Genomic DNA, 18,861 nt, shown 5'->3' with positions numbered 1-18,861 from the left:
GCTGGCCGCGCATGGACATTCCTGACATATTTGACATCACGGACCCGCGGGTGCACTCGATGAGGAGCAGCCCCATGATCGCCTCGACCGCACAGCTCGCCGAGCACGGCCGCGCCCACGGCTATGCGGTCGCCGCCGTGAACATCCTGGACGACCTGAGCCTGCGGGCGGCGGTCGACGCGGCAGTCGTCAGGTCGTCGCCGCTCATCGTGCAGGTGTCGGTCAAGACGGTGCGGTCGATCGGCGTCGAGTTGCTCACCACCATGTTCCGCCTGGCCGCGCGTGACGTCCCGGTCCCGGTGTCGCTCCACCTGGACCACTGCCCCGACCGGGACGTCATCTCATCGGTCGTGGCCGCCGGGTGGTCGTCGGTGCTCTTCGACGCGTCCGACCGCGGCCTCGAGCAAGCGGAGCAGGAGACTGCCGAGGTCGTGCTCCAAGCCCATGCGGCGGGCTGCGACGTGGAGTCCGAGATCGAGAACATCGTGGGCGTCGAGGACGACATCGGCTCCGACGAGTCGGTGCACGCCTACACGGTCCAGACGCTCGCCGAGGTGGCCCGCCGCACCGGCGTCGACCTGCTCGCACCGCAGCTCGGCACCGCGCACGGCCTGTACACGAGCGCGCCCGTGCTGCTGCCCGAGCGGGCGCGCGAGCTGGCCACGCTGACCGACCTGCCGATCGTGCTGCACGGCGGCACGGGCCTGGCCGACGCCGACTTCCGCGCCTTCATCGACGCGGGGGTCTCGAAGATCAACATCTCCACGGGCCTCAAGGTCGCGTACATGCGCGCCGCGCAGGCGGCCACCGCCCGGGCCGAGGAGACGGGCAAGTGGGATCCCCCGACGATGTTCCGCGATATCCACGCGGCCGTGCAGGCCGAGGTCGCGGGCCGCCTGGACGCGTTCGGCTCGTCAGGCCAGGCCGAGTCAGCGCGGGTCGCGGCGGCAGTGCCATGAGCCCGGCGCTGATCTTCGACTGCGACGGGGTGCTCGCCGACACCGAGCGCGACGGCCACCTTCCTGCGTTCAACGCGACGTTCGCGGAGGTGAGGCTGCCGGTGCGGTGGAGCGAGGAGGAGTACGCGCGCCTCGTGCTCATCGGCGGCGGCAAGGAGCGGATGGCCGCCCTGCTGACCCCCGAGCTGGTGGCCCGCGCCGAGCTGCCCACCGACCCCGACGCGCAACGCGAGCTGCTCGCCGACTGGCACCGCCGCAAGACGTCGACGTACGTGGCGATGGTCGAGTCCGGAGCGCTGCCCGGGCGGCCCGGGATCGCCCGGATCGCCGCCGAGGCGTCCGCCGCCGGGTGGGCCCTCGGCGTCGCCTCGACCTCGGCCGAGCGCTCGGTGCGCGCCGTGCTCGACCACGCGGTGGGCCCGGAACTGGCCGTGCGGTTCGCCGTCTTCGCCGGCGACGTCGTCGCGCACAAGAAGCCGGCGCCCGACATCTACCTGCTCGCGCTCGACGGGATGGGCGTCGACCCCAACGACACCCTGGTCGTCGAGGACAGCGCCAACGGGCTGCGCGCCGCGCTCGCCGCGGGCCTGGCCACCGTCGTGACCGTGAGCGCCTACACCCGCGACGAGGACTTCACCGGCGCCGCGCTCGTGGTCAGCAGCCTCGGCGACCCACCGGACGCCCCCACCCAGGTTCTCGCCGACCCGTACGGGCTGGGCATCGGGGACGAGGTCACACTCGCCGACCTCAGCCGGCTCCTCGACCTCGCGCACACCTTGCCGTCTCCCACCCCCACGACCGCGAAGGAGTGACGATGGCCGTCGACCTGGCCGGCATCGAGCACGTCGTGCAGATCATCGCGCAGACCGCCGTCGACAACGAGACGTACTTCGGCGACCTCGACTCCGTGGTGGGCGACGGCGACTTCGGCTACTCCCTGGCCCGCGGCTTCGAGATCGTCCTCGCCGACTGGGACGACCTGGACCGCACCGACGCGGCGACGTTCCTGCAGAAGATCGCGATGATCATCACCGGGCGGATCGGCGGGACGTCCGGACCCCTCTGGGGCACCGCGTTCCTGCGGGCCGCCAGCGCGATCCGCGGCCAGGACGACCTCGACGGCGTGGCGGTGCTGGCAATGCTCGACGGCGCCGTGGCCGGGATCCAGGCGCGCGGCGGGGCGGCGCTGGGCGACAAGACCCTGCTCGACTCCCTCGTGCCGCTGCGCGAGGCCATCGCGGCGGGGATCGCCGACGGGTCCACATCGCAGGAGGTGGCCGACGCCGCTGCCCTGGCCGCGCGCACGAGCGCCGAGGCGACGAGCGCGCTGCAGGCCAGGCGGGGCCGGGCCGCCTACACCGGCGAGCGCAGCATCGGCTCGCCCGACGCGGGAGCCCTCGCTGTGGCGGTCATCGCCGAGCAGGTCGCCGCACAGTGGTCCGACCACCTGCCGGGGTTGGCCTGACCCGCACCCATCCGCTCACAGTGCCGTGGAGGAAGCCGTGAAGAAGTTCGTCAACGACCCCCAGCAGTTCGTCCCCGAGATGCTCCGGGGCATCGCCCTCGCCAACCCGGACACGCTGAGCTACGAGCCGGCGTACAACCTGATCATGCGGGCCGACGCGCCCCGTGACGACAAGGTCTCCATCCTCCAGGGATCCGGGTCCGGGCATGAGCCCGCCCACGTGATGATGGTCGGGCGGGGCATGCTCGACGGCGCCTGTCCCGGCGACGTGTTCGCCGCCCCGCCCATGGACTACGTCTACGAGTCGGCCAAGCGCCTCGCCTCGGATGCGGGCGTGCTGCTGCTGGTCAACAACTACACCGGCGACCGTATGGCCTTCGAGATGGCGCAGGAGATGAGCGAGGCCGACGGCATGAAGGTCCGCACCCTCTTCATCGACGACGACGTCGCGGTGCAGGACTCGACGTACACCGTGGGCCGCCGCGGCGTGGCCGGGAACTTCTTCGTGATGAAGGCCGTCGGGGCGGCTTCCGAGGCCGGCGCGGGACTCGACGAGGGGATCCGCATCGGCGAGAAGGTCAACGCCGTGACCCGCTCCATGGGCATCGCCCTGACCCCCTGCACCCCGCCCGCCAAGGGCTCCCCGCTCTTCGAGCTCGCCGACGACGAGATCGAGGTGGGCGTCGGCATCCACGGCGAGCCCGGCCGCCGACGCGCCAAGCTGGTCTCCGCGAACGAGATCGTCGACGAGCTGCTCGGCGCCGTCGTCCCCGACTTGCCCTACGAGTCGGGCGACCGCGTCGCGCTGATGATCAACGGCCTCGGCGGCACGCCCATCTCCGAGCTGTACGTGCTGTACGGCATCGCCCACCAGAAGCTCGCCGACCGCGGCATCACCATCGGCCGCAGCTACGTCGGCGAGTACTGCACGTCACTCGAGATGGCCGGGGCCTCGCTCACGCTGGTCCGCCTCGACGACGAGATCGAGCGACTCCTCGAGGCCCCGGCGGAGGTCGCCTACCGGGTGTTCTGACTCCCGCTCGAAGCAGTCGCTTCGGCACGGTCGATCCGGTCGATGCACTCCAAGATGTCGCGGAGCCGCTCGGCGTCCGTGCGCGAGACGAGAGGCGAGACCCCACGCAGCGCTACAGGTCGAGGTGCAGCCGGAGCGCACCGTCGAGCTCGGCCAGCAGCCCCGCGGGGACGCGGCCGAGCACCGGGCCGATCCGCTCGACGGACACGGAGCGCACCTGTTCCGCCTGGGCCTTGGAGTCCACGTCCAGCCCGGTCAGGGCGCTGGGAAGGAGCACCTGGAACCGGAACACGCGAGCGGTGCTGCTGGTCACCGGCACCACGGTCACGACTCCGCGCCCGAGGCGTGCGGCTGTCGCGTTGGCGCGGTCGTTGCTCACGAGGATCGCCGGGCGGCGTTTCCCGGTTTCACTGCCGACCGTGGGATCCAAGTCCGTGAGCCTGATCTCACCGCGGAGCATCGGTGAGACCGTCCCCGACGGCGCCGTCCCACGCTGCCCGCTCGCCCGAGGCCTCCCACTCGTTCCACGCTGCGGCGTAGTCGTCCTCGAGGTCGACCTCACGCAGCATCTGGACCGCACGGCGCACTGCCGCAGAACGGGACGGCAGGCCGGTGGCCCTGGCGTACTCGTCGAGGACTGCCACATCCTCGTCCGGGAGGCTCACACTCAGCTTCATACCGTGATACTACCGCGGTCATACTGCTCGAGGGCCGCGAGCATCCGGTCCAGAACCTCGATCGAGGGACCTCGGCTGCGCGGCTCCGCCGGAGGTCGCCTACCGGGTGTTCTGACGGCGCGCACCCGTCGGGGCGGGGTGAGAGCCCGAAGCACGGGGGCCACCCACTGTTATGCCGAAGCCACGAACTCATCCACAATGTCGAGCATCGTTCGCAGATCGACGCATACTTCATCGGCGGACATCGCCTTCGCCACTGTGATGGGCATGCTCTTGGTCGAACACGCAAATCTGCTCATCGCGGACCTGAGCACAAACTTCCCGTCGACATCAACGAACGCGGAGGGGCAGTCCGATTCGACGTATGTCGCGGAAATCGCTAGTCCGAATTCGCTTGCTAACCAATCCGAGACATCGTTGATCGACACGTGCGCAACGCGAGCAATCACTTGGGGATGCAGCAAGTAGCACTCGATGTGTCGCCGTCGCCATTTTAGGGCACGAAACTCCGGGCTGGGCGACTCGCTCTTGTCGGATAAGTCGAGGCTCGTCGTAGCGACCAGCGCCTCATCGCGATCGCGCAAACTGAGAGCCCTGATCCCAGGAATCTCCTCTAGAAGCGCGCGGAAAAGTTGACGGCGCTCCTTGTGGGACGCCGAAGTCTGCCAGATTGTTACCTCATCCGGGAACCGCCTCCCGAGAGATTTTGCTGTCGCAGCAAGTATGCTCTCATCAGAGGACCCCTCGAGAAAGAGGAGGCGCTTTGTGCGTCGCAGGTGATCTATCCTGGGTGCGTAAGAAGACCCGATTCCGGCCAGCAGTCCAACCTTCTGGTGATCTTGCGCGAGATACTTAGCATGAATTCCTCCGGGTCGTATCTCGAGGATCGCGCTCGGATCAGCCGCCTTGAGGATCTCCGCAGAGTGCGTCGCGACTAGAACTTGCTTGCTTGTCTTTCTCGCCAGTTCAGCCACTGCCGCCAAGAGTTGGGATTGCAGTGTCGGATGGAGGTGCGCGTCGGGCTCATCGAGAAGCAGAACATCCACCTCACCGGAGGCCGCTAGCGCGTAGACACTCAGCCACTGCAGAAATCCGCTTCCTTCAACCATAAGGTCCCGCCGATTGTAGCCGGCGTGGCGCTTGAGTTTATAGCCGTCAACCGCACCTTTGTCTAAGTCGACCCGTATGTACGAGTGATATTCCTCGCGAAATGGCTCAACGATGAGTTCGGCGGAGAACTGTTGCCTCAGCGCCTGCTGCAGTAGTTCCCAGGGGTCAGTTTCGCGCAGAACCTTGAGAGCCGCATCGGAGATCTTCGACCGGTCGCCCCTGAGCACGGTACGACGCACTTGATTCGCTTCCTGCAACTCCAGAACGATGTTGCGAAGCACAGCTCCAGCTAGACCTTCGCCGATCCGCCGAGTTCGCACCGCTCTTGTAACTCTAGTTTCGCGATCAGTGATACCGGCAAACGGGGGAAGGTACGCCATTCGCGGCACTCCGTCGGCCCGTTCAAGATTAGAGGACGTGGCACGAACAAAGAGGCGATCATTCGAGAGCGAAAGCCCAAACTCCAGGTGCTTCCCGGCCTGGAGTTCATCCTCCCATTCGCACCTAATCCGCAGAGTGTACCCATCAGGGTCGGACGGTGTCTTCTGAGTCTTCAAGTTCGTCCATAGATGCTTCAGACTTGGCAGGGCGATCGGACTGAATTCATCATCACCAAGGCCCAGACCCTGATGATGACTGCCGACACGAATCGCAGCATCGCCTTTTTCCATTGTCACAACCGTGCGGCAGAATTCCCAAACAGCCAAACCGTGAAGCAGGCTCGACTTCCCCGCGTTGTTTCCGCCGGCGACGAGGGTGAGACCCTCAGACTGCAGGGGGATGCGGACATCCGCGAATTGCTTGAAGCTCTTGAAAGTCACTGACTCAATCATGGCCCTCCATCCGGCGCATGGACGCTAGCAGGAAGCAGCTCGACCACGGAGCAAGTTGGGTGGCGTGTCGTTACGGTCACGGCGAAATCACGCACTCCGACAGACGAGTGCAAGGCCGATGCGATTTGGCTCTGTCCTCTGCGCGGTTTCCAAGTTGCCTTCAGACGCCCCTCGAGATAGCCAGCATCGCGTTGTCCCCGTGACATCGGGTTCGAGCACGTCTCAGGCGTTGCTGCTGCGTCACGTCGCGCGGGAGTAGCGCTCGGCGAGGACACCGAATGCAACGGCGAGCTCCGCCGGCGCGACGTCCTCAATGTCGGCGTCGAACCTGCCGAGGGAGGCGGCGAGCGCCACCCACGACCACGACCCTGCCGTGAGCCGGCAGCGACCGTCGCCCAGGTCGGTCACGACGCCGTCCCCGGCGAACGGCGCCACGTCGCCGACGGGCAGGGCCAGCGTCACCTCGCCGACGCAGGGCCATGCGTTCGCCTGGTCGGAGCCCTTGAACCTGGCGGCCGCATACTCTGCGACGTCGCCGCCGGGCACTTCCCGCCGTGTGAACCGGCGCCCGGTGGGCATTCGCGGCTGGACGCGGTCGAGGCGGAAGATCCGCCACGCGCCCTTGTCGAGGTCCCAGGCCACGAGGTGCCACCGCCCGGACGAGGTCACCACGTGGTGCGGCTCGACCCGGCGTGCGGGGTGGTCCGCCGCGTCGGGCGCGTAGTCGAAGGCGAGGACCTCCCGCTGGCGGATGGCGGTGCTGACGGCCACCAGCACGTCCGGGGAGACCGTCGGGGTCGGCGCCGCCCCGGTGGCGGGCACCGCTGTGACGTCGAGGGAGTCGATGCGCCGCCGCAGCCTGGCCGGCATCACCTGCCGCACGGTGGCCAGCGCCCGGCCGGCCGCCTCGTCGATCCCGATCCCGCTGACCGAGGTCGCCTGCAGCGCCACCGCCAGGGCGACGGCCTGCTCGTCGTCGAACAGCATCGGGGGCAGCTCCGAGCCCGCGTCGAGCCGGTACCCGCCGTCGGGCCCCTTGACGGCGGTGACCCGGTAGCCCAGCTCGCGCAGGTGCTCGACGTCCCGGCGCACGGTGCGCGGGCTGATCTCCAGGCGCTCTGCCAGCACCTGGCCGGGCCAGTCGCGCCGGGTTTGCAGCAGCGAGAGCAGTCGCAGCAGCCGGGAGGTGGGCGTCGTCATGGTCGTCAAAGTAGTCGAAGTAGAGGCCAGGATCTGGCCGCTACTCCTGGAAGTCTCGGTGACATGCCCCGAGAACCTCGGGGCCCAGCAGCCCATCCACCTCAGGAGCCATCCATGTCCGTCAACGTCACGCCCCACCTGAACTTCCGTGGCCAGGCCCGCGCCGCCCTGGAGTTCTACCAGTCCGTCTTCGGCGGCGACCTCGCCGCCATCACCTACGCCGACGCGGGAGCCGTCACCGCCGCCGAGGAGGCCGACCAGATCATGTGGGGCCAGGTCGCCTCCGGCGCCGGCGTCCGGGTCATGGCCTACGACGTGCCCTCCCACACCGCCTGGCAGCCCGGCACGATCCCGTTCTTCGTCTCCGTCCGGGGCGCCGACGCCGAGGAGGTCACCGGCTACTGGAAGAAGCTCGCCGAGGGCTCCACCATCGCCGTCCCGCTCGCCCCGGCCGCGTGGGCGCCGCTGTACGGGATGCTCACCGACCGCTTCGGGGTCACGTGGGTCCTCGACGTCGAGGCCCAGTGGGACGCGAGCTGACCTACGCCAACGACAGAGGCCCTCTCGATCTGATGATCGAGAGGGCCTCTGTACTGCCACTTCACAAGTAGCGGGGGCAGGATTTGAACCTGCGACCTCTGGGTTATGAGCCCAGCGAGCTACCGAGCTGCTCCACCCCGCGTCGGTGTCTTCACAGTACGGCACAGGTGGGACGACAGCCAAATCGGGTCCCGCGCCCCTGCCCCGGACGCACCGCGGGGCGGTGGCTCATACGTCCACCGCCCCGCGCCGCCCATCGTTCGGGCCTTAGCCCTGGTCGAGCTGCTGCTCTGCGGCGATCGCCGCCGAGAGCGCCGTGTCGAGCCGCTTCTGCGCCTCACCGTACGCCGCGAAGTCGCCTGCGGCCAGAGCCGCCTGACCGTCCTTCATGGCCTGGCTGGCGTCGGCGAGCGCCTTGTCGAGGGCCGCCCGGGCGTCCCCGGTGGGGGCGTCCGTCGGCTCGGGCGTCGCCGTCGGCTCGGGGGCCGGCGCCTCGGTGGCGCCGTCCTCGGGCACGGGCTGCTCGACGCCGGCCTCGGGGTCGGTGCCCACGTCTCCGGCATTGGTGCCGGAGTCGCCGCCGAACACCTGGTCCAGCGCCTCGTCCAGCGTCGGGGCGAACCCGATCTGGTCGCCGAAGGCCACGAGCACCCGCTGCAGCAGCGGGAACTGCGTGCCGCTGGAGGACTGCACGTACACGGGCTGCACGTACAACAGGCCGCCGCCGACGGGCAAGGTCAGCAGGTTCCCACGCACGACGGCGGAGTTCGCCTGCTGCAGCAGGTTGAGCTGCTGGGAGACCGTCGGGTCGGCGCTGAAGTTGTTGTTCACCTGGCCGGGCCCGGGCACCGTCGAGTCACGTGGCAGCTCGAGCAGCCGGAGCTTCCCGTAGCCCTCCGCAACCTTGCCGGCCTCGGTTCCCGCCTCGGCGTCGACCGCCAAGAAGCCGGTGAGCACGTTGCGCTGGTTGGTGCCGGCCGGGATGAACGTGGACATCAGCGAGAACGTCGCCTCGTCCTGGTCCGGCATCTTCAACGTCAGGTAGTACGGCGGCTGGGCCACCTGCTGGTCGCCGAGCGTCGGGTCGTTCGGGTTGGCCCAGAAGTCACCGCCGGAGAAGAACTGGGTGGCGTCCTGCACGTGGTACCGGGTGAGCAGGTTCCGCTGCACCTTGAACAGGTCCTCGGGGTAGCGGATGTGGCTCATCAGCTGGCTGCTGATGTCCTCGACGGACGACAGCGACGTCGGGAACACCTTGTTCCACGCCTGCAGCACCGGGTCCTCGGTGTCCCACGCGTACAGCTTCACCGAGCCGTCGTAGGCGTCGACGGTGGCCTTCACCGAGTTGCGGATGTAGTTGACCTTCTCCGGCTCGAGCGCCTCGATGGAGGCCGAGCGCGCCGTGAGCGAGTCCGTCGTGGCGTCCTCGAGAGAGCGCGACGCGGCGTACGGGTACTGGTCGGACGTCGTGTAGCCGTCCACGATCCACACCACGCGCCCGTCGACCACCGCGGGGTACACGCGGCCGTCGAGGGTCAGGTACGGGGCGACCTTCTCCACGCGGGTGCGCGGGTCGCGGTCGTAGAGGATCTGCGACTCGTCGGTCACCCGGTCGGAGAACACGATCTGCTCGGAGCCGAACTTGATCGCGTACAGCAACTGGTTGAGCGGCGTGCCGATGCTCGGGCCGGCGTCGACCTCGTCAGTCGGGAAGCTGGTGTTCACCTGGCCGCCCGGCGCCGAGTCGTCCGGGTAGTCGAGCTCCCACTCCTGGTTGTCGGGCGAGCCGACGATGGAGTAGTCGGGCGACTTGGGGCTGAAGTAGATCCGCTCCTCGTACTCCCCCATCTCGCCGGAGGACGGGATGCCGCCCTCCCAGAACGCGGGGGCGCCACGGGCGCCGGTCGTGTTGCCGTAGGCGGCCACCACGCCGAAGCCGTGCGTGTACACGGTGTGGTCGTTGATCCAGTTGCGCTGCGCGTCGTTGATGCCGCTGAGCTCGAGCTCGCGGACGGCGATCACGGTGTCGCGGCTCTCGTCGTTGATCGTGTACCGGTCCACGGACAGCGTGTCCGCGAAGGAGTAGTAGCCCTTGTTCTGCTGGAGCTGCTTGAACGACGGGCTGACGATCTGCGGGTCCAGGAGTCGGATGGACGCCGTCGTGTCCGCGTCAGAGCGCAGCGCGCCCTTCTCGGCGGTGACCTCGGCGTCGTACTCGGAGACCTCCACGCCGTCGAGCGCGAAGGCGTCGAGCGTCGCGTCGATGTTGCGCTGGATGAACTCCGCCTCGGCGTCCTGCTGGTTCGGGGTCACCTGGAAGCGCTGGACGATGGCCGGGTAGACGCCGCCCACGGCGATCGCGGAGACCACCATCAGCCCGACGCCGATCGCCGGCAGGCGCCACGTGCCGCGCACAGCCGTCACGATGAACAGGATCGCCACGAACACGGCGACGCCCGCGAGGATGCCCTTGGCGGGGATGACGGCGTTGACGTCGGTGAACGACGCGCCCTCGAACTTGTCGCCCTCACGGGTCAGCACGGAGTACCGGTCGAGCCAGTAGTTCGCGGCGATGAGCAGCATGAGCGCCGCGCCGGTCACCGAGACCTGGATGCGTGCCGCGCGCGTGGTGCGGGCGCCGTGCGCCGCGCCGCCGATCCGCAGGCCGCCGTAGAGGTACTGCGTGGCGACGCCCGCGATGCCGGCCAGGATCACCACGGCCATCAGGAAGGACACGATGAACCGCAGGCCCGGCAGCGTGAACAGGTAGAACGACAGGTCCATCCCGTACTGCGGGTCCGTCTTGCCGACGTGGACGCTGTTCATCCAGAGCTGGATGGTGGCCCACTGCTGCGAGGCGGCGCCGCCCGCGAACAGCCCGAGCACGGCGGGCGCGGCGATCATCACGACGCGGCGCAGCGGCTCGATGGCCTCGCGGTACTGGTCGAGGTTCGCCTGCTCCTGCGTGGACGGCGCGTACACCGGGCGCGAGCGGTAGGCGAACCGCAGGCTCGCGAAGACCACGCCGCCCATCACCAGGAAGCCGAGCAGGAACAGCACCAGGCGCGAGCCCCACTCGGTGCGGATGACCTCGACGTAGCCGAGCTGCTGGAACCAGAGGAACTCGGTCCAGACGTTGGCGGCGATCAACAGGAGGACCACCAGCACAGCCAGCACGATGACCGTGGGGACCAGTGGTCCACGGCGCTCCCGTGGCGGATGAGGTCGACCCGGGCGGGTGGGCGGATGAGCGAAAGTCACTGGATCAAGGTCCTCGTCGTCAGCTGAGTCGGGTGTGCACGTTGCTCCGTGAACGACCCAGGCGGCCCACAGGTTCCCATGGCCCCGCACATAGGCTCCCACGCGAAGATGGGACGATGGCTCTATGACTGACGCCTCTCCCGTCGCTACCCAGCTCGCGCTCGCCGACGCGGTCCGCGAGATCGAGCGCCACGTCGCCACCGGTGGGTGGGACGGGCCGGCCCGCGTCTTCGCGCTCGTCCGCACCGCCCAGGCCCTGGAGGCCGAGCCGGGCCTCGCGGAGCAGCTCCCCGCCGAGGTGGTGGCCCGTGCGGCCGACGAGCCGCAGCACCTGACGTCGGTGGAGCAGGAGGGTCTGCCCGCGGCCGAGGACCTCGAGGAGCTGCTGGGCGGCATCACGTGGCCGCCGACGGTGGACGGCGCCGCGGTGACCGTCGAGCGCGTCGTGCTGCCCCCGGCCGCCGAGGAGGGCATGCCCGCCGACCCCGACGAGGCGCTCGCCTACCTCATGGGCCACCCGGACCGCCAGGACGTGCGCATCGCCGTGGGCGTGCTGCGCGACGGCCCGTCCTGGTGCGCGGTCCGCACCCGGGCGAACGACTCCGATGACGCGGTCGGCGAGGGCTCGGACGTGGTGCCCGGCCTGGTGGAGGCGCTGCGCTCCACGCTGGAGTGAGCTAGCCGCCCGCGGGCGTGAGCCGCGGCCTCAGCTCAGGAGCCGCACGTCGGCAGGTCGTCGCCCTGCCCCGCGCCGATCGCGACGACCGCCTCGCGCGCCTCGTGCAGGGTCTCGACCTTCACCACCCGCAGGCCGTCCGGCACATGCCCGACGACCTCGTCGCAGTTCGCGGCGGGCGCCAGGAACCACTCGGCGCCGTCGCGGCGGGCGCCCGCGAGCTTCTGCTGGATGCCGCCGATGGCGCCGACGCGGCCCACGGAGTCCATGGTGCCGGTGCCCGCGATGATCGCGCCGTTCGCCTCGTCCTCGGGCGTGAGCTTGTCGATGATCCCCAGCGCGAACATGGTGCCGGCGCTCGAGCCGCCGATGTCGTCGATCTTGATGGACACGTCCACCGGCAGGTCGAACTGCGGGTCGATGTACACCCCGAGCTGGCTGCCGCCGCCCTCGCGCTCCGCGGTGACGACCTCGAGGTCGACGGGCTGGCCGTCGCGCAGCACGCCGAGCTGCACCGTGGAGCCCGGCTCCGTCGCGAAGAGCCGGTCCACGAGCTGCGAGTAGGTGGTGAGCGGCTCGCCGTCCATCGAGACCAGCACGTCGCCCTCCTGCACGATCCCCGCGGCGCCGCTGTCCTCGGTGGTGCCGGCGATGGTCATCGTGGCCGGCACCTCGTAGCCGAGCTCCTCGAGGGCCGAGACCGTGGCGTTCTCCTGCGAGGAGACCATCGCCGCCTCGTTGCTCTGATCGAACTCGTCCTGCGAGACGTCGGGCGGGAACACCAGCTCGACGGGCCGCACGGCCGTGGCGCCCTGGAACCAGCCGGTCACCACGCTCAGCAGGTTCGACGGGTAGCCCGGCCGACCCGTGGTGGACACGGTCGTCAGCAGCAGCTCGCCCGTCGCGTTGTAGGTCTCGGCGCCGGAGATGGTGATGAGCGGCTCCCCCGCGTGCTCGCCCAGCGTGTCGCGGGTGGGCCCGGGCGAGCTCACGGCGTAGGGCGCGGGCAGCAGGGCCAGCACCGCCAGCAGGACGGCGGAGGCCAGCATCGTCACGGACAGGGTGATGGACCGGTTGCTGGGCGCGGCCGGGCCGTCGTTCGCCAGGCCGGTCACGCCGTCCGGTGCGGGAGTGGGCTCGTCATGCACCGGCACATCATCCCCCACGCACCCGTGAGCCCGGCGGTCGAGACGGTCAGGGACGGCGGCGGGCCCGCGCCCTGCGCCACACCGCTGCCGTGCCGATCATCGCGACGGCGGCGCCCGCCGCGCCGACGGCCGCCGCGTCCCGGGCTCCGAGCCTGCGGCCCGCGAGCGCGGTGCGGCCCTGCACGCCCTCGAGCAGCGCGTCGACGCACTGCGCCGCCGACCAGCGCGGCTCCCACCCGGCGGCGAGCAGCCCGGCGCCGGTGACGGTCCACGGGTAGACGGTGTAGGCGAGCTCGGCGGCGGGGGCGGGCAGCGCGCCCACCCGGTGCAGGCGCTCGGCCGTGCCGAACGCGGTGACGGCGGCCAGCTCGATGCGGCGCATCCCCGCGGCAGCCTCGACCTCGCGCGCGGTGAGCACGTCGGGGTGGCCGACGGTGAACGGCCCACGCAGCCGCTGGTCGACCACGAGCGCCACCGCCGAGCCGAGGTCGTCCACATGCGTGAACTGCCACTCACGCTCGACGCCGCGCACCGTCAGCAGCCGGGGCGCCTCGAAGTGGCGGGGGAGCATCGTGTCGACGGCGGGCCCGCCGATCGGTGCGGGGCGCCGCCCCGTCCCCCGCGGACCGCCGCGTCGCCGTGCGGCCCGGGCCAGCACCGCCTCGACGGCCAGCAGGTCGCCCACCACGCCGTCGCCGGCCTCGGCCGCGCTGATCAGCGGCGCGTCCTCGGGCAACGGCGGCTGCTGCGGGGCGGCCCCGTGGACCATCGCGGACGTGATCGCCACAACCTGCGGGACGCGGGCGGCTCGGGCGCCGGCCAGCACCCGCTCGGCGTCGGCCACCGCGGCGGCGCGGCGCTCGGCCGACGGTTCCGTGAGCGCCGCTCCGAGGTCGCCGGTGTGGGAGGCCAGGACGACGGCGTCCGCCCCCGCGAACGCGGCGCCAGGCTCATCGTCAGGGGCAGCGTCGAGCATCCGGACGACGCCGCCCGAGCGCGCGGAGAGCCGCGCCGAGAGCACCGCCGCGACGCCGACGGCCACGGGCCCGTGGCCCACGACGACGACCTCGCGCGGGGCCTCCCGCGCGTCATCGGCGAGGCTGCGCCCTGAGCGAACCTGTGCCTGCACCGTCCCTCGATCCTTGCGGGGTGTGGTTACCGTTGACGGACACCTCAGCCCATCGTCCCAGGAGCACGCCGATGAGCAGCGAACGCCCCGCCGGTCCCTTCCCCGAAGGTGAAGGCGCGCCCGAGTGGGAACAGCTCCTGCGCCAGATGTTCGGATCCGACTCCGAGGAGGCCCTGCGCCAGCTCCGCGCCCAGGGCATGGACCCCGCCGCGCTGGCCGCCGCCTCCGGGCTGCCGAACGATCCCCAGCTCCTCGGACAGGTGCTCGCCCAGGTGCAGCGCCTGCTCGCCGCATCCGGCGACGGCCCGGTGAACTGGGACCTCGCGCATGACGTCGCCCGCCAGGCGGCCGTCGCCGAGGGCGACCCGTCCCTCACGTCGCAGCAGACCCGTCAGGCCACCGAGGCCCTGTCCGTCGCCGAGCTGTGGCTCGACGCCGCGACCGAGCTGCCGCCCAGCGGCGGCCCAGCCCGCGCCCTGAGCCGCTCCGAATGGGTGGAGCTGACCCTGCCGGCCTGGCGCAACCTCACGGAGCCCATCGCCTCCTCGCTGACGGAGGCGCTCGCCGGAGCCCTGGCCGACACGCTGCCCGACGAGGCAGAGCCGGACATGCCCCGCGCGCTGGGGCCGCTCGGCGACGCCGCCGGTCCGCGCCAGATCATCCACCAGCTGGGCTCGGCGGTGTTCGGCATGCAGGTCGGGCAGGCCTCCGGCACGCTCTCCCGCGAGGTCTTCGGGCTGACCGACATCGGCGTCCCCCTCGTGCGGGAGCCGTCGACGGCCCTCGTCCCCAGCAATGTGGACGCGTTCGCGGAGGGGCTCGACGCCCCGGTGGACGAGGTGCGGCTGTTCCTCGCGCTGCGCGAGGCCGCCCACGCCCGGCTGTTCACGCACGTCTCCTGGCTGCGAGGCCACCTGCTCAGCGCCGTCGAGGCCTACGCGCGCGGCATCAGCATCGACGTGGAGAGCCTGGACGAGGCGGTCCGCTCGATCGACCCCACCGACCCGGCCGCGCTGCAGGCCGCGATCTCACGTGGCGTCTTCGCCCCGCAGACCACCCCCGAGCAGCAGGCCGCTCTGGCCCGCCTCGAGACGGCGCTCGCGCTCGTGGAGGGCTGGGTCGACGAGGTGACCTCCGTCGCCGCCCTGCCGCATCTGCCCCACGCGATGGCGCTGCGCGAGATGATCCGCCGCCGCCGTGCCGCGGGCGGCCCCGCCGAGCAGACCTTCGCGACGCTGGTCGGCCTCGAGCTGCGCCCCCGCCGCTCGCGGGACGCGGCAGCACTGTGGGCCGCGATCACGGCCGACGGCGGCCCCGAGGCCCGCGACGCGGTCTGGGAGCACCCGGACCTCATGCCGACCACCGACGACCTCGACGACCCGCAGGGCTATGCGCGGCGCCGGTCCGAGCGCAGCGACGAGCACGCCGACGTCGACCGTGCGCTGGCGGAGATCTTCGGGGAGGCGGCCGCGCAATCCGACGCCGACGCCGAATCCGCCCCGGACGACGAGCCGACGGACCCGGACGCCCAAGAGGGCCGCGGGCCGCAGGGCGCCTGAGGCCCGCGCGGTCGCCCGCGCGTCAGTTCTGCTCGCGCGCCTCGAGCTCGGTGTCCTCTGCGACGGGGGCCGCCGGGACCTGCCCCTCGCGGAGGTCCTCGGCGTGCTCCTCGCCGTACGAGTACCCCTCCAGGAACCCGCGCGCCCGAGCCGTGCGCGGATAGGCGTCGAGCTCGGCCCAGAACTCCGGACCGTGGCCCGCGTGCAGCAGGTGCGCCAGCTCGTGCAGCAGCACGTAGTCGAGCACCCAGCTCGGCATGCCGCGCAGCCGGTCGGAGATCCGGATCGTCCGGTCGGACGGGGTGCACGATCCCCAGCGGCGCCCCTGGTTCGAGGACCACACCACACTGGCCGGTTCCGCCTGGCCCGCGAGGTAGCGGGTGGACAGCTCCACCGCGCGCTGCATGAGCTCGGCGTCCGAGGGCCGGCGTCGGCGCTCCTGGTTCGCGAGCCGTGCGAGCATCCGCGCGACCCATTCGCGCTCCTGCGCACGGGTGAACCGCGCCGGGATCGCCACGATGGTGCGGTCGCCCTCCCGGTAGGCGGTGACCGTCCGCAGCCTCTTGCGCGACCGCCGCACCTCGACCGGGCCATGGGCGTCGGACAGCGCGGCCGTGGCTGACCCGACGTCGGGCGCTCGGCCGGCGCGGGGACGCACCTGCTTGGCTGGGTGCTCGCTGGACGGCTGCACGACCAGCACCGTAGCCGTTAGGACGCTCCAGGCGCCCCCACTCACCATGTTCTGCCCGTTGCGGGCGGTGATAGGCGGTTCGTCACACTCCAGGTGGGCGACGTGCTCGGCGCGCCTCCGGGAACGGCCTTTCTCGGGCTACCGCACGGTTTACTGTGGCCCTGCTCGCGCCGAGGGGTCCCCCAAGTACCGGCCGGGCCGCCGGGCCTGCGCCAACCGCCACCGGTGACCAGACATCGCGAGGAGATCTGTCATGGCCGAGAAGTACACGGGCGAGTTCTACTGCGTGAAGTGCAAGGAGAAGCGCGAGACCGAGGGTGACGTCGTCGTCTCCGAGTCGGGCCGCAAGATGGCCAAGGGCATCTGCCCGGTGTGCGGCACCAAGCTGAACCGGATCCTCGGCAAGGCCTGAGCACCTCCGCCACGCCTCCACGGGGCGCCGTCCTCCGGGACGGCGCCCCGTTCGCGTCTGGGGCGTGCCGCACCCCTGTGGATGACGGCTGTTGAGGCCGCCCCGCGTGCCAGGGTGGGCCCACTTGGCCCGGGACGCGGGCCCTGGTGCGGGCGACGACTCGGAGGAGAGCGCATGCGGCTGCGTCCTGGACTGCGCGTGCTGCGCCGTGGGCCTTCCGAGGTGCAGGTGGGCGCCGACCCTCGGTGGGCAGTGCGACTGGTGGACCTCGGCGCGCGGGAGGTCGACCTGCTGCTCGAGCTGGAGCACGGCGGCGACCTCGACCTGCTGAGACGGGAGGCGGGCCGTCACGGGGTCTCCGCCGCCCGCGCCGGCGAGCTCGCGGACGCGCTGCGCTCGGCCCAGGTCACCTCGGACGGCCCACGGCGGGCCGGGCCGCCCTTGCGACCGGGCGCCTCCGCCGAGGTCGAGGCCTGGACGCTGCTACGCGACGACGGCGATGGCGCCGCGCAGGTGCGGGCTCGCGCGGGGCGGTCGGTCGGGGTCGTCGGCCTCGGTCGCACCGGGTTGGGCGCGGCACTGACACTCGCGGCGTCCGGGGTGGGGACCATCCTGCTCGACGACGACTCGTGGGTGACGTCGCTGGATGTGGGCGCCTCCGGGTACCGGGTGAGCGACGTCGGCGGGCGACGCCTCTCCGCCGCGGCCCGCGCGCTGCGCGACATCGCCCCCGAGGTGGAGGTCTCCCTGCCGCCCGGGCAGCGCCCGGACGTGATCCTGCATGTGGAGCGCGGGGCCGCTGACCCCGCCACGGCCGTGGCACTCGTGGCGAGCGGCGCCACGCACCTGTCGGTGGTGCTCCGCGAGGCGGACGCCAGCGTCGGGCCGTTCGTCGTGCCCGGCGAGGGGCCATGCCTGCGTTGCCTGGACCTGCACCGCGCCGACGTCGACGCCGCGTGGCCCACCGTCGCCGCGCAGCTCGTCGCCGCGCGACCGCGCGGGCCCCCGCCGCCGGGCGAGCCGGGCGAGCCGGGCGTCCTCGCCGGCGTCTGCGCCGCCCTCGCGGCCGCCGAGGTGCTCGCCCACCTGGACGGGCGGACGCCACGCACCCGGGGCGCCACGGTCGAGGTGGCGATGCCCGACGTGCTGCCGCAGACGCGCGGATGGGAGGTGCACCCGCAGTGCGGATGCACCTCCCTGCCCCCTGCCCCTGCGGTGCCCCCTGCGGTGCCCCCTGCACCCGCCTCCGCACGCGGTCCGGCGGCCGGCCGCTGGTGAGGCGGGCCGTGCCGTGGGCGTGCGGCGCGGGAGATGTGCGCCAGGCGTCAGGCGGCCGGGGCCGCGTCCTTGCGCGGGCGTCCCCGACCGCGCTTGACCGCGACGACGGCCCCCGCGACGAAGACCTCCCCGCCCCAGACTCCCCATGGCTCCGCGCGCTCGAGGGCGCCGGCGAGGCAGCCCTCGATGATCGGACAGCCGCGGCACATGGCCTTCGCCTGCTCGACCTGGGCGGTCTGCTCGGCGAACCAGAGCTCCGGGTCGTTCGAGCGGCACGGGATGAGGCCCGCGATCATCCGGTCGAACTGCTGCTGGTCGTCGGCGGTGGTGGGCACGGGCGCGAGGGGCCAAGGGCCGGATCCGCCCTGGTTCACCGTGTCGAGCAGCGTCGTGAGCCGCACGATGTCCTCCTGAAGTGTCGAGCTGGTGAGCGTGATGCGAGGTTCCGGAGCCTCCGGGACCTGCGCCGCTCCCCTGTGACATCAGGTGGAAAGACGAAGGCCGCGGTGTCCGTGTGAGGACTCCGCGGCCTGAGTTCGGTCAGTCAGACCGTCAGGTGAGTAATGCGGAGTCGAGTGGGCCGCCGGCAGCAGCCGCGAGAGCGCCAGCGCGGCGCCGAACGCCACGAGCGGCAAGCACCGTGGAGCCCTGGGCGATGACGCCACGTGCCGACCAGCCCTGGGGCGTGCCGGAGATGGGCGCAGCGGGACGCGGCGTGTACGCGATCGTGTCGATTGCGTTGCGCTTCATGGTCTCCATCAGGGCACCCACCTCCTCTCAACTCGGGCCTGCGCCTCTTCGGCACGGCCCTCCTACAGGGACGACAGACAGGTTATGCGTCGCTCATCAAGCGGCACAACTCTTTTATTCGCGAATTCCTCGACGAGTTT

The 18,861-nt window shown here is 71.2% G+C and carries 19 protein-coding genes and 1 tRNA gene; 9 read left to right on the top strand and 11 right to left on the bottom strand.

Translation table 11 applies throughout. The features are described from left to right. Positions 1-74: 74 nt before the first annotated feature. From BN3788_RS00280 to dhaK, 4 genes are read left to right on the top strand one after another with little or no spacing between them, the layout of a single operon-like run. Positions 75-959, top strand: coding sequence for a class II fructose-bisphosphate aldolase (locus BN3788_RS00280; RefSeq protein WP_066581606.1), 885 nt, complete (start codon positions 75-77; stop codon positions 957-959). Continuing rightward, entirely contained in the window at positions 956-1,771 is an 816-nt protein-coding gene (locus BN3788_RS00275) for an HAD-IA family hydrolase (protein ID WP_066581604.1), read from the top strand. The genes BN3788_RS00280 and BN3788_RS00275 overlap by 4 nt, the downstream gene beginning before the upstream one ends. 2 nt (positions 1,772-1,773) lie before the next feature. Continuing rightward, positions 1,774-2,424 carry a dihydroxyacetone kinase subunit DhaL gene (gene dhaL / locus BN3788_RS00270; protein WP_066581602.1) on the top strand — a complete coding sequence of 217 codons (651 nt, stop codon included), beginning with the start codon at positions 1,774-1,776 and terminating at the stop codon, positions 2,422-2,424. A 37-nt stretch (positions 2,425-2,461) separates the two neighbouring features. Then, positions 2,462-3,457 carry a dihydroxyacetone kinase subunit DhaK gene (dhaK, locus tag BN3788_RS00265; protein ID WP_082812448.1) on the top strand — a complete coding sequence of 332 codons (996 nt, stop codon included), beginning with the start codon at positions 2,462-2,464 and terminating at the stop codon, positions 3,455-3,457. 112 nt (positions 3,458-3,569) lie between these two features. Here dhaK and BN3788_RS00260 read toward each other — a convergent pair whose 3' ends face one another. The 4 genes from BN3788_RS00260 to BN3788_RS00245 all read right to left on the bottom strand — a co-directional run bounded on the left by BN3788_RS00260 (position 3,570) and on the right by BN3788_RS00245 (position 7,277). Next, positions 3,570-3,917 (bottom strand): type II toxin-antitoxin system PemK/MazF family toxin, encoded by a 348-nt coding sequence (locus BN3788_RS00260; RefSeq protein WP_066581600.1) that lies wholly within the window; start codon positions 3,915-3,917, stop codon positions 3,570-3,572. Continuing rightward, positions 3,904-4,134 carry a ribbon-helix-helix domain-containing protein gene (locus BN3788_RS00255; protein ID WP_066581598.1) on the bottom strand — a complete coding sequence of 77 codons (231 nt, stop codon included), beginning with the start codon at positions 4,132-4,134 and terminating at the stop codon, positions 3,904-3,906. The genes BN3788_RS00260 and BN3788_RS00255 overlap by 14 nt, the downstream gene beginning before the upstream one ends. A 170-nt stretch (positions 4,135-4,304) precedes the next feature. Continuing rightward, the gene (locus BN3788_RS00250) at positions 4,305-6,065 is read right to left on the bottom strand and encodes an AAA family ATPase (protein WP_159066833.1); all 1,761 of its coding nucleotides are present in this window, start codon (positions 6,063-6,065) and stop codon (positions 4,305-4,307) included. Positions 6,066-6,317: 252 nt separating this feature from the next. After that, the gene (locus BN3788_RS00245; RefSeq protein ID WP_066581592.1) at positions 6,318-7,277 is read right to left on the bottom strand and encodes a helix-turn-helix transcriptional regulator; all 960 of its coding nucleotides are present in this window, start codon (positions 7,275-7,277) and stop codon (positions 6,318-6,320) included. 114 nt (positions 7,278-7,391) lie between these two features. Here BN3788_RS00245 and BN3788_RS00240 point away from each other — a divergent pair, with 114 nt between their 5' ends. Next, positions 7,392-7,817: a VOC family protein gene (locus tag BN3788_RS00240; protein WP_066581589.1), complete on the top strand. Its 426-nt coding sequence runs from the start codon at positions 7,392-7,394 to the stop codon at positions 7,815-7,817. Positions 7,818-7,885: 68 nt separating this feature from the next. Here the strand turns inward: BN3788_RS00240 and BN3788_RS00235 are convergent. Both BN3788_RS00235 and BN3788_RS00230 read right to left on the bottom strand, forming a co-directional pair. Continuing rightward, positions 7,886-7,959: transfer RNA gene (locus BN3788_RS00235), tRNA-Met, on the bottom strand. Positions 7,960-8,084: 125 nt separating this feature from the next. Further along, positions 8,085-11,078: a UPF0182 family membrane protein gene (locus BN3788_RS00230; protein WP_066581586.1), complete on the bottom strand. Its 2,994-nt coding sequence runs from the start codon at positions 11,076-11,078 to the stop codon at positions 8,085-8,087. A gap of 124 nt (positions 11,079-11,202) precedes the next feature. On the opposite strand from BN3788_RS00230, the gene BN3788_RS00225 reads away from it, so the two are divergent. Continuing rightward, a complete protein-coding gene (locus BN3788_RS00225; RefSeq protein WP_066581584.1) occupies positions 11,203-11,754 on the top strand; it encodes a PPA1309 family protein in 552 nt (183 codons plus the stop codon). A 35-nt stretch (positions 11,755-11,789) separates the two neighbouring features. Here the strand turns inward: BN3788_RS00225 and BN3788_RS00220 are convergent, their stop codons facing one another. Further along, complete coding sequence (locus tag BN3788_RS00220; RefSeq protein ID WP_066581583.1) at positions 11,790-12,902, bottom strand: YlbL family protein; 1,113 nt, start codon at positions 12,900-12,902, stop codon at positions 11,790-11,792. 46 nt (positions 12,903-12,948) lie between these two features. Next, positions 12,949-14,031, bottom strand: coding sequence for a Rossmann-fold NAD(P)-binding domain-containing protein (locus BN3788_RS00215; protein ID WP_066581581.1), 1,083 nt, complete (start codon positions 14,029-14,031; stop codon positions 12,949-12,951). 71 nt (positions 14,032-14,102) lie between these two features. Between BN3788_RS00215 and BN3788_RS00210 the strand changes: the two genes are divergently transcribed. Next, positions 14,103-15,590, top strand: a complete 1,488-nt coding sequence (locus tag BN3788_RS00210) for a zinc-dependent metalloprotease (protein WP_066581580.1) — start codon at positions 14,103-14,105, stop codon at positions 15,588-15,590. Between the two features lie 22 nt (positions 15,591-15,612). Here the strand turns inward: BN3788_RS00210 and BN3788_RS00205 are convergent, their stop codons facing one another. Beyond that, a complete protein-coding gene (locus BN3788_RS00205; RefSeq protein WP_066581727.1) occupies positions 15,613-16,197 on the bottom strand; it encodes a SprT-like domain-containing protein in 585 nt (194 codons plus the stop codon). Positions 16,198-16,534: 337 nt separating this feature from the next. On the opposite strand from BN3788_RS00205, the gene BN3788_RS19430 reads away from it, so the two are divergent. Then, the gene (locus BN3788_RS19430) at positions 16,535-16,693 is read left to right on the top strand and encodes a DUF5679 domain-containing protein (RefSeq protein WP_108723739.1); all 159 of its coding nucleotides are present in this window, start codon (positions 16,535-16,537) and stop codon (positions 16,691-16,693) included. Between the two features lie 174 nt (positions 16,694-16,867). Then, entirely contained in the window at positions 16,868-17,971 is a 1,104-nt protein-coding gene (locus tag BN3788_RS00200; RefSeq protein ID WP_066581577.1) for a ThiF family adenylyltransferase, read from the top strand. Positions 17,972-18,018: 47 nt separating this feature from the next. On the opposite strand, the gene BN3788_RS00195 is transcribed toward BN3788_RS00200, so the two are convergent. Beyond that, positions 18,019-18,372 (bottom strand): WhiB family transcriptional regulator, encoded by a 354-nt coding sequence (locus BN3788_RS00195; RefSeq protein ID WP_066581574.1) that lies wholly within the window; start codon positions 18,370-18,372, stop codon positions 18,019-18,021. 151 nt (positions 18,373-18,523) lie between these two features. After that, positions 18,524-18,721, bottom strand: a complete 198-nt coding sequence (locus tag BN3788_RS19150) for a hypothetical protein (RefSeq protein ID WP_147525018.1) — start codon at positions 18,719-18,721, stop codon at positions 18,524-18,526. Positions 18,722-18,861: the final 140 nt, after the last annotated feature.

It is taken from the genome of Cellulomonas timonensis (genome assembly GCF_900046455.1).
In the GTDB taxonomy this organism is placed as follows: domain Bacteria; phylum Actinomycetota; class Actinomycetes; order Actinomycetales; family Cellulomonadaceae; genus Cellulomonas_A; species Cellulomonas_A timonensis.
Note: the sequence above shows the minus strand (reverse complement) of the source record. Positions and strands in the feature narration are given on the sequence as shown.

What these genes read in the sequence shown, in the direction of transcription:
- BN3788_RS00260 (WP_066581600.1), bottom strand. Translation starts at nt 3,917, where the DNA reads ATGCTCCGCGGTGAGATCAGGCTCACGGACTTGGATCCCACGGTCGGC.
- BN3788_RS00280 (WP_066581606.1), top strand. Translation starts at nt 75, where the DNA reads ATGATCGCCTCGACCGCACAGCTCGCCGAGCACGGCCGCGCCCACGGC.
- BN3788_RS19430 (WP_108723739.1), top strand. Translation starts at nt 16,535, where the DNA reads ATGGCCGAGAAGTACACGGGCGAGTTCTACTGCGTGAAGTGCAAGGAG.
- BN3788_RS00225 (WP_066581584.1), top strand. Translation starts at nt 11,203, where the DNA reads ATGACTGACGCCTCTCCCGTCGCTACCCAGCTCGCGCTCGCCGACGCG.
- BN3788_RS00275 (WP_066581604.1), top strand. Translation starts at nt 956, where the DNA reads ATGAGCCCGGCGCTGATCTTCGACTGCGACGGGGTGCTCGCCGACACC.
- BN3788_RS00200 (WP_066581577.1), top strand. Translation starts at nt 16,868, where the DNA reads ATGCGGCTGCGTCCTGGACTGCGCGTGCTGCGCCGTGGGCCTTCCGAG.
- BN3788_RS00240 (WP_066581589.1), top strand. Translation starts at nt 7,392, where the DNA reads ATGTCCGTCAACGTCACGCCCCACCTGAACTTCCGTGGCCAGGCCCGC.
- BN3788_RS00255 (WP_066581598.1), bottom strand. Translation starts at nt 4,134, where the DNA reads ATGAAGCTGAGTGTGAGCCTCCCGGACGAGGATGTGGCAGTCCTCGAC.
- BN3788_RS19150 (WP_147525018.1), bottom strand. Translation starts at nt 18,721, where the DNA reads ATGAAGCGCAACGCAATCGACACGATCGCGTACACGCCGCGTCCCGCT.
- BN3788_RS00210 (WP_066581580.1), top strand. Translation starts at nt 14,103, where the DNA reads ATGAGCAGCGAACGCCCCGCCGGTCCCTTCCCCGAAGGTGAAGGCGCG.
- BN3788_RS00245 (WP_066581592.1), bottom strand. Translation starts at nt 7,277, where the DNA reads ATGACGACGCCCACCTCCCGGCTGCTGCGACTGCTCTCGCTGCTGCAA.
- dhaL (WP_066581602.1), top strand. Translation starts at nt 1,774, where the DNA reads ATGGCCGTCGACCTGGCCGGCATCGAGCACGTCGTGCAGATCATCGCG.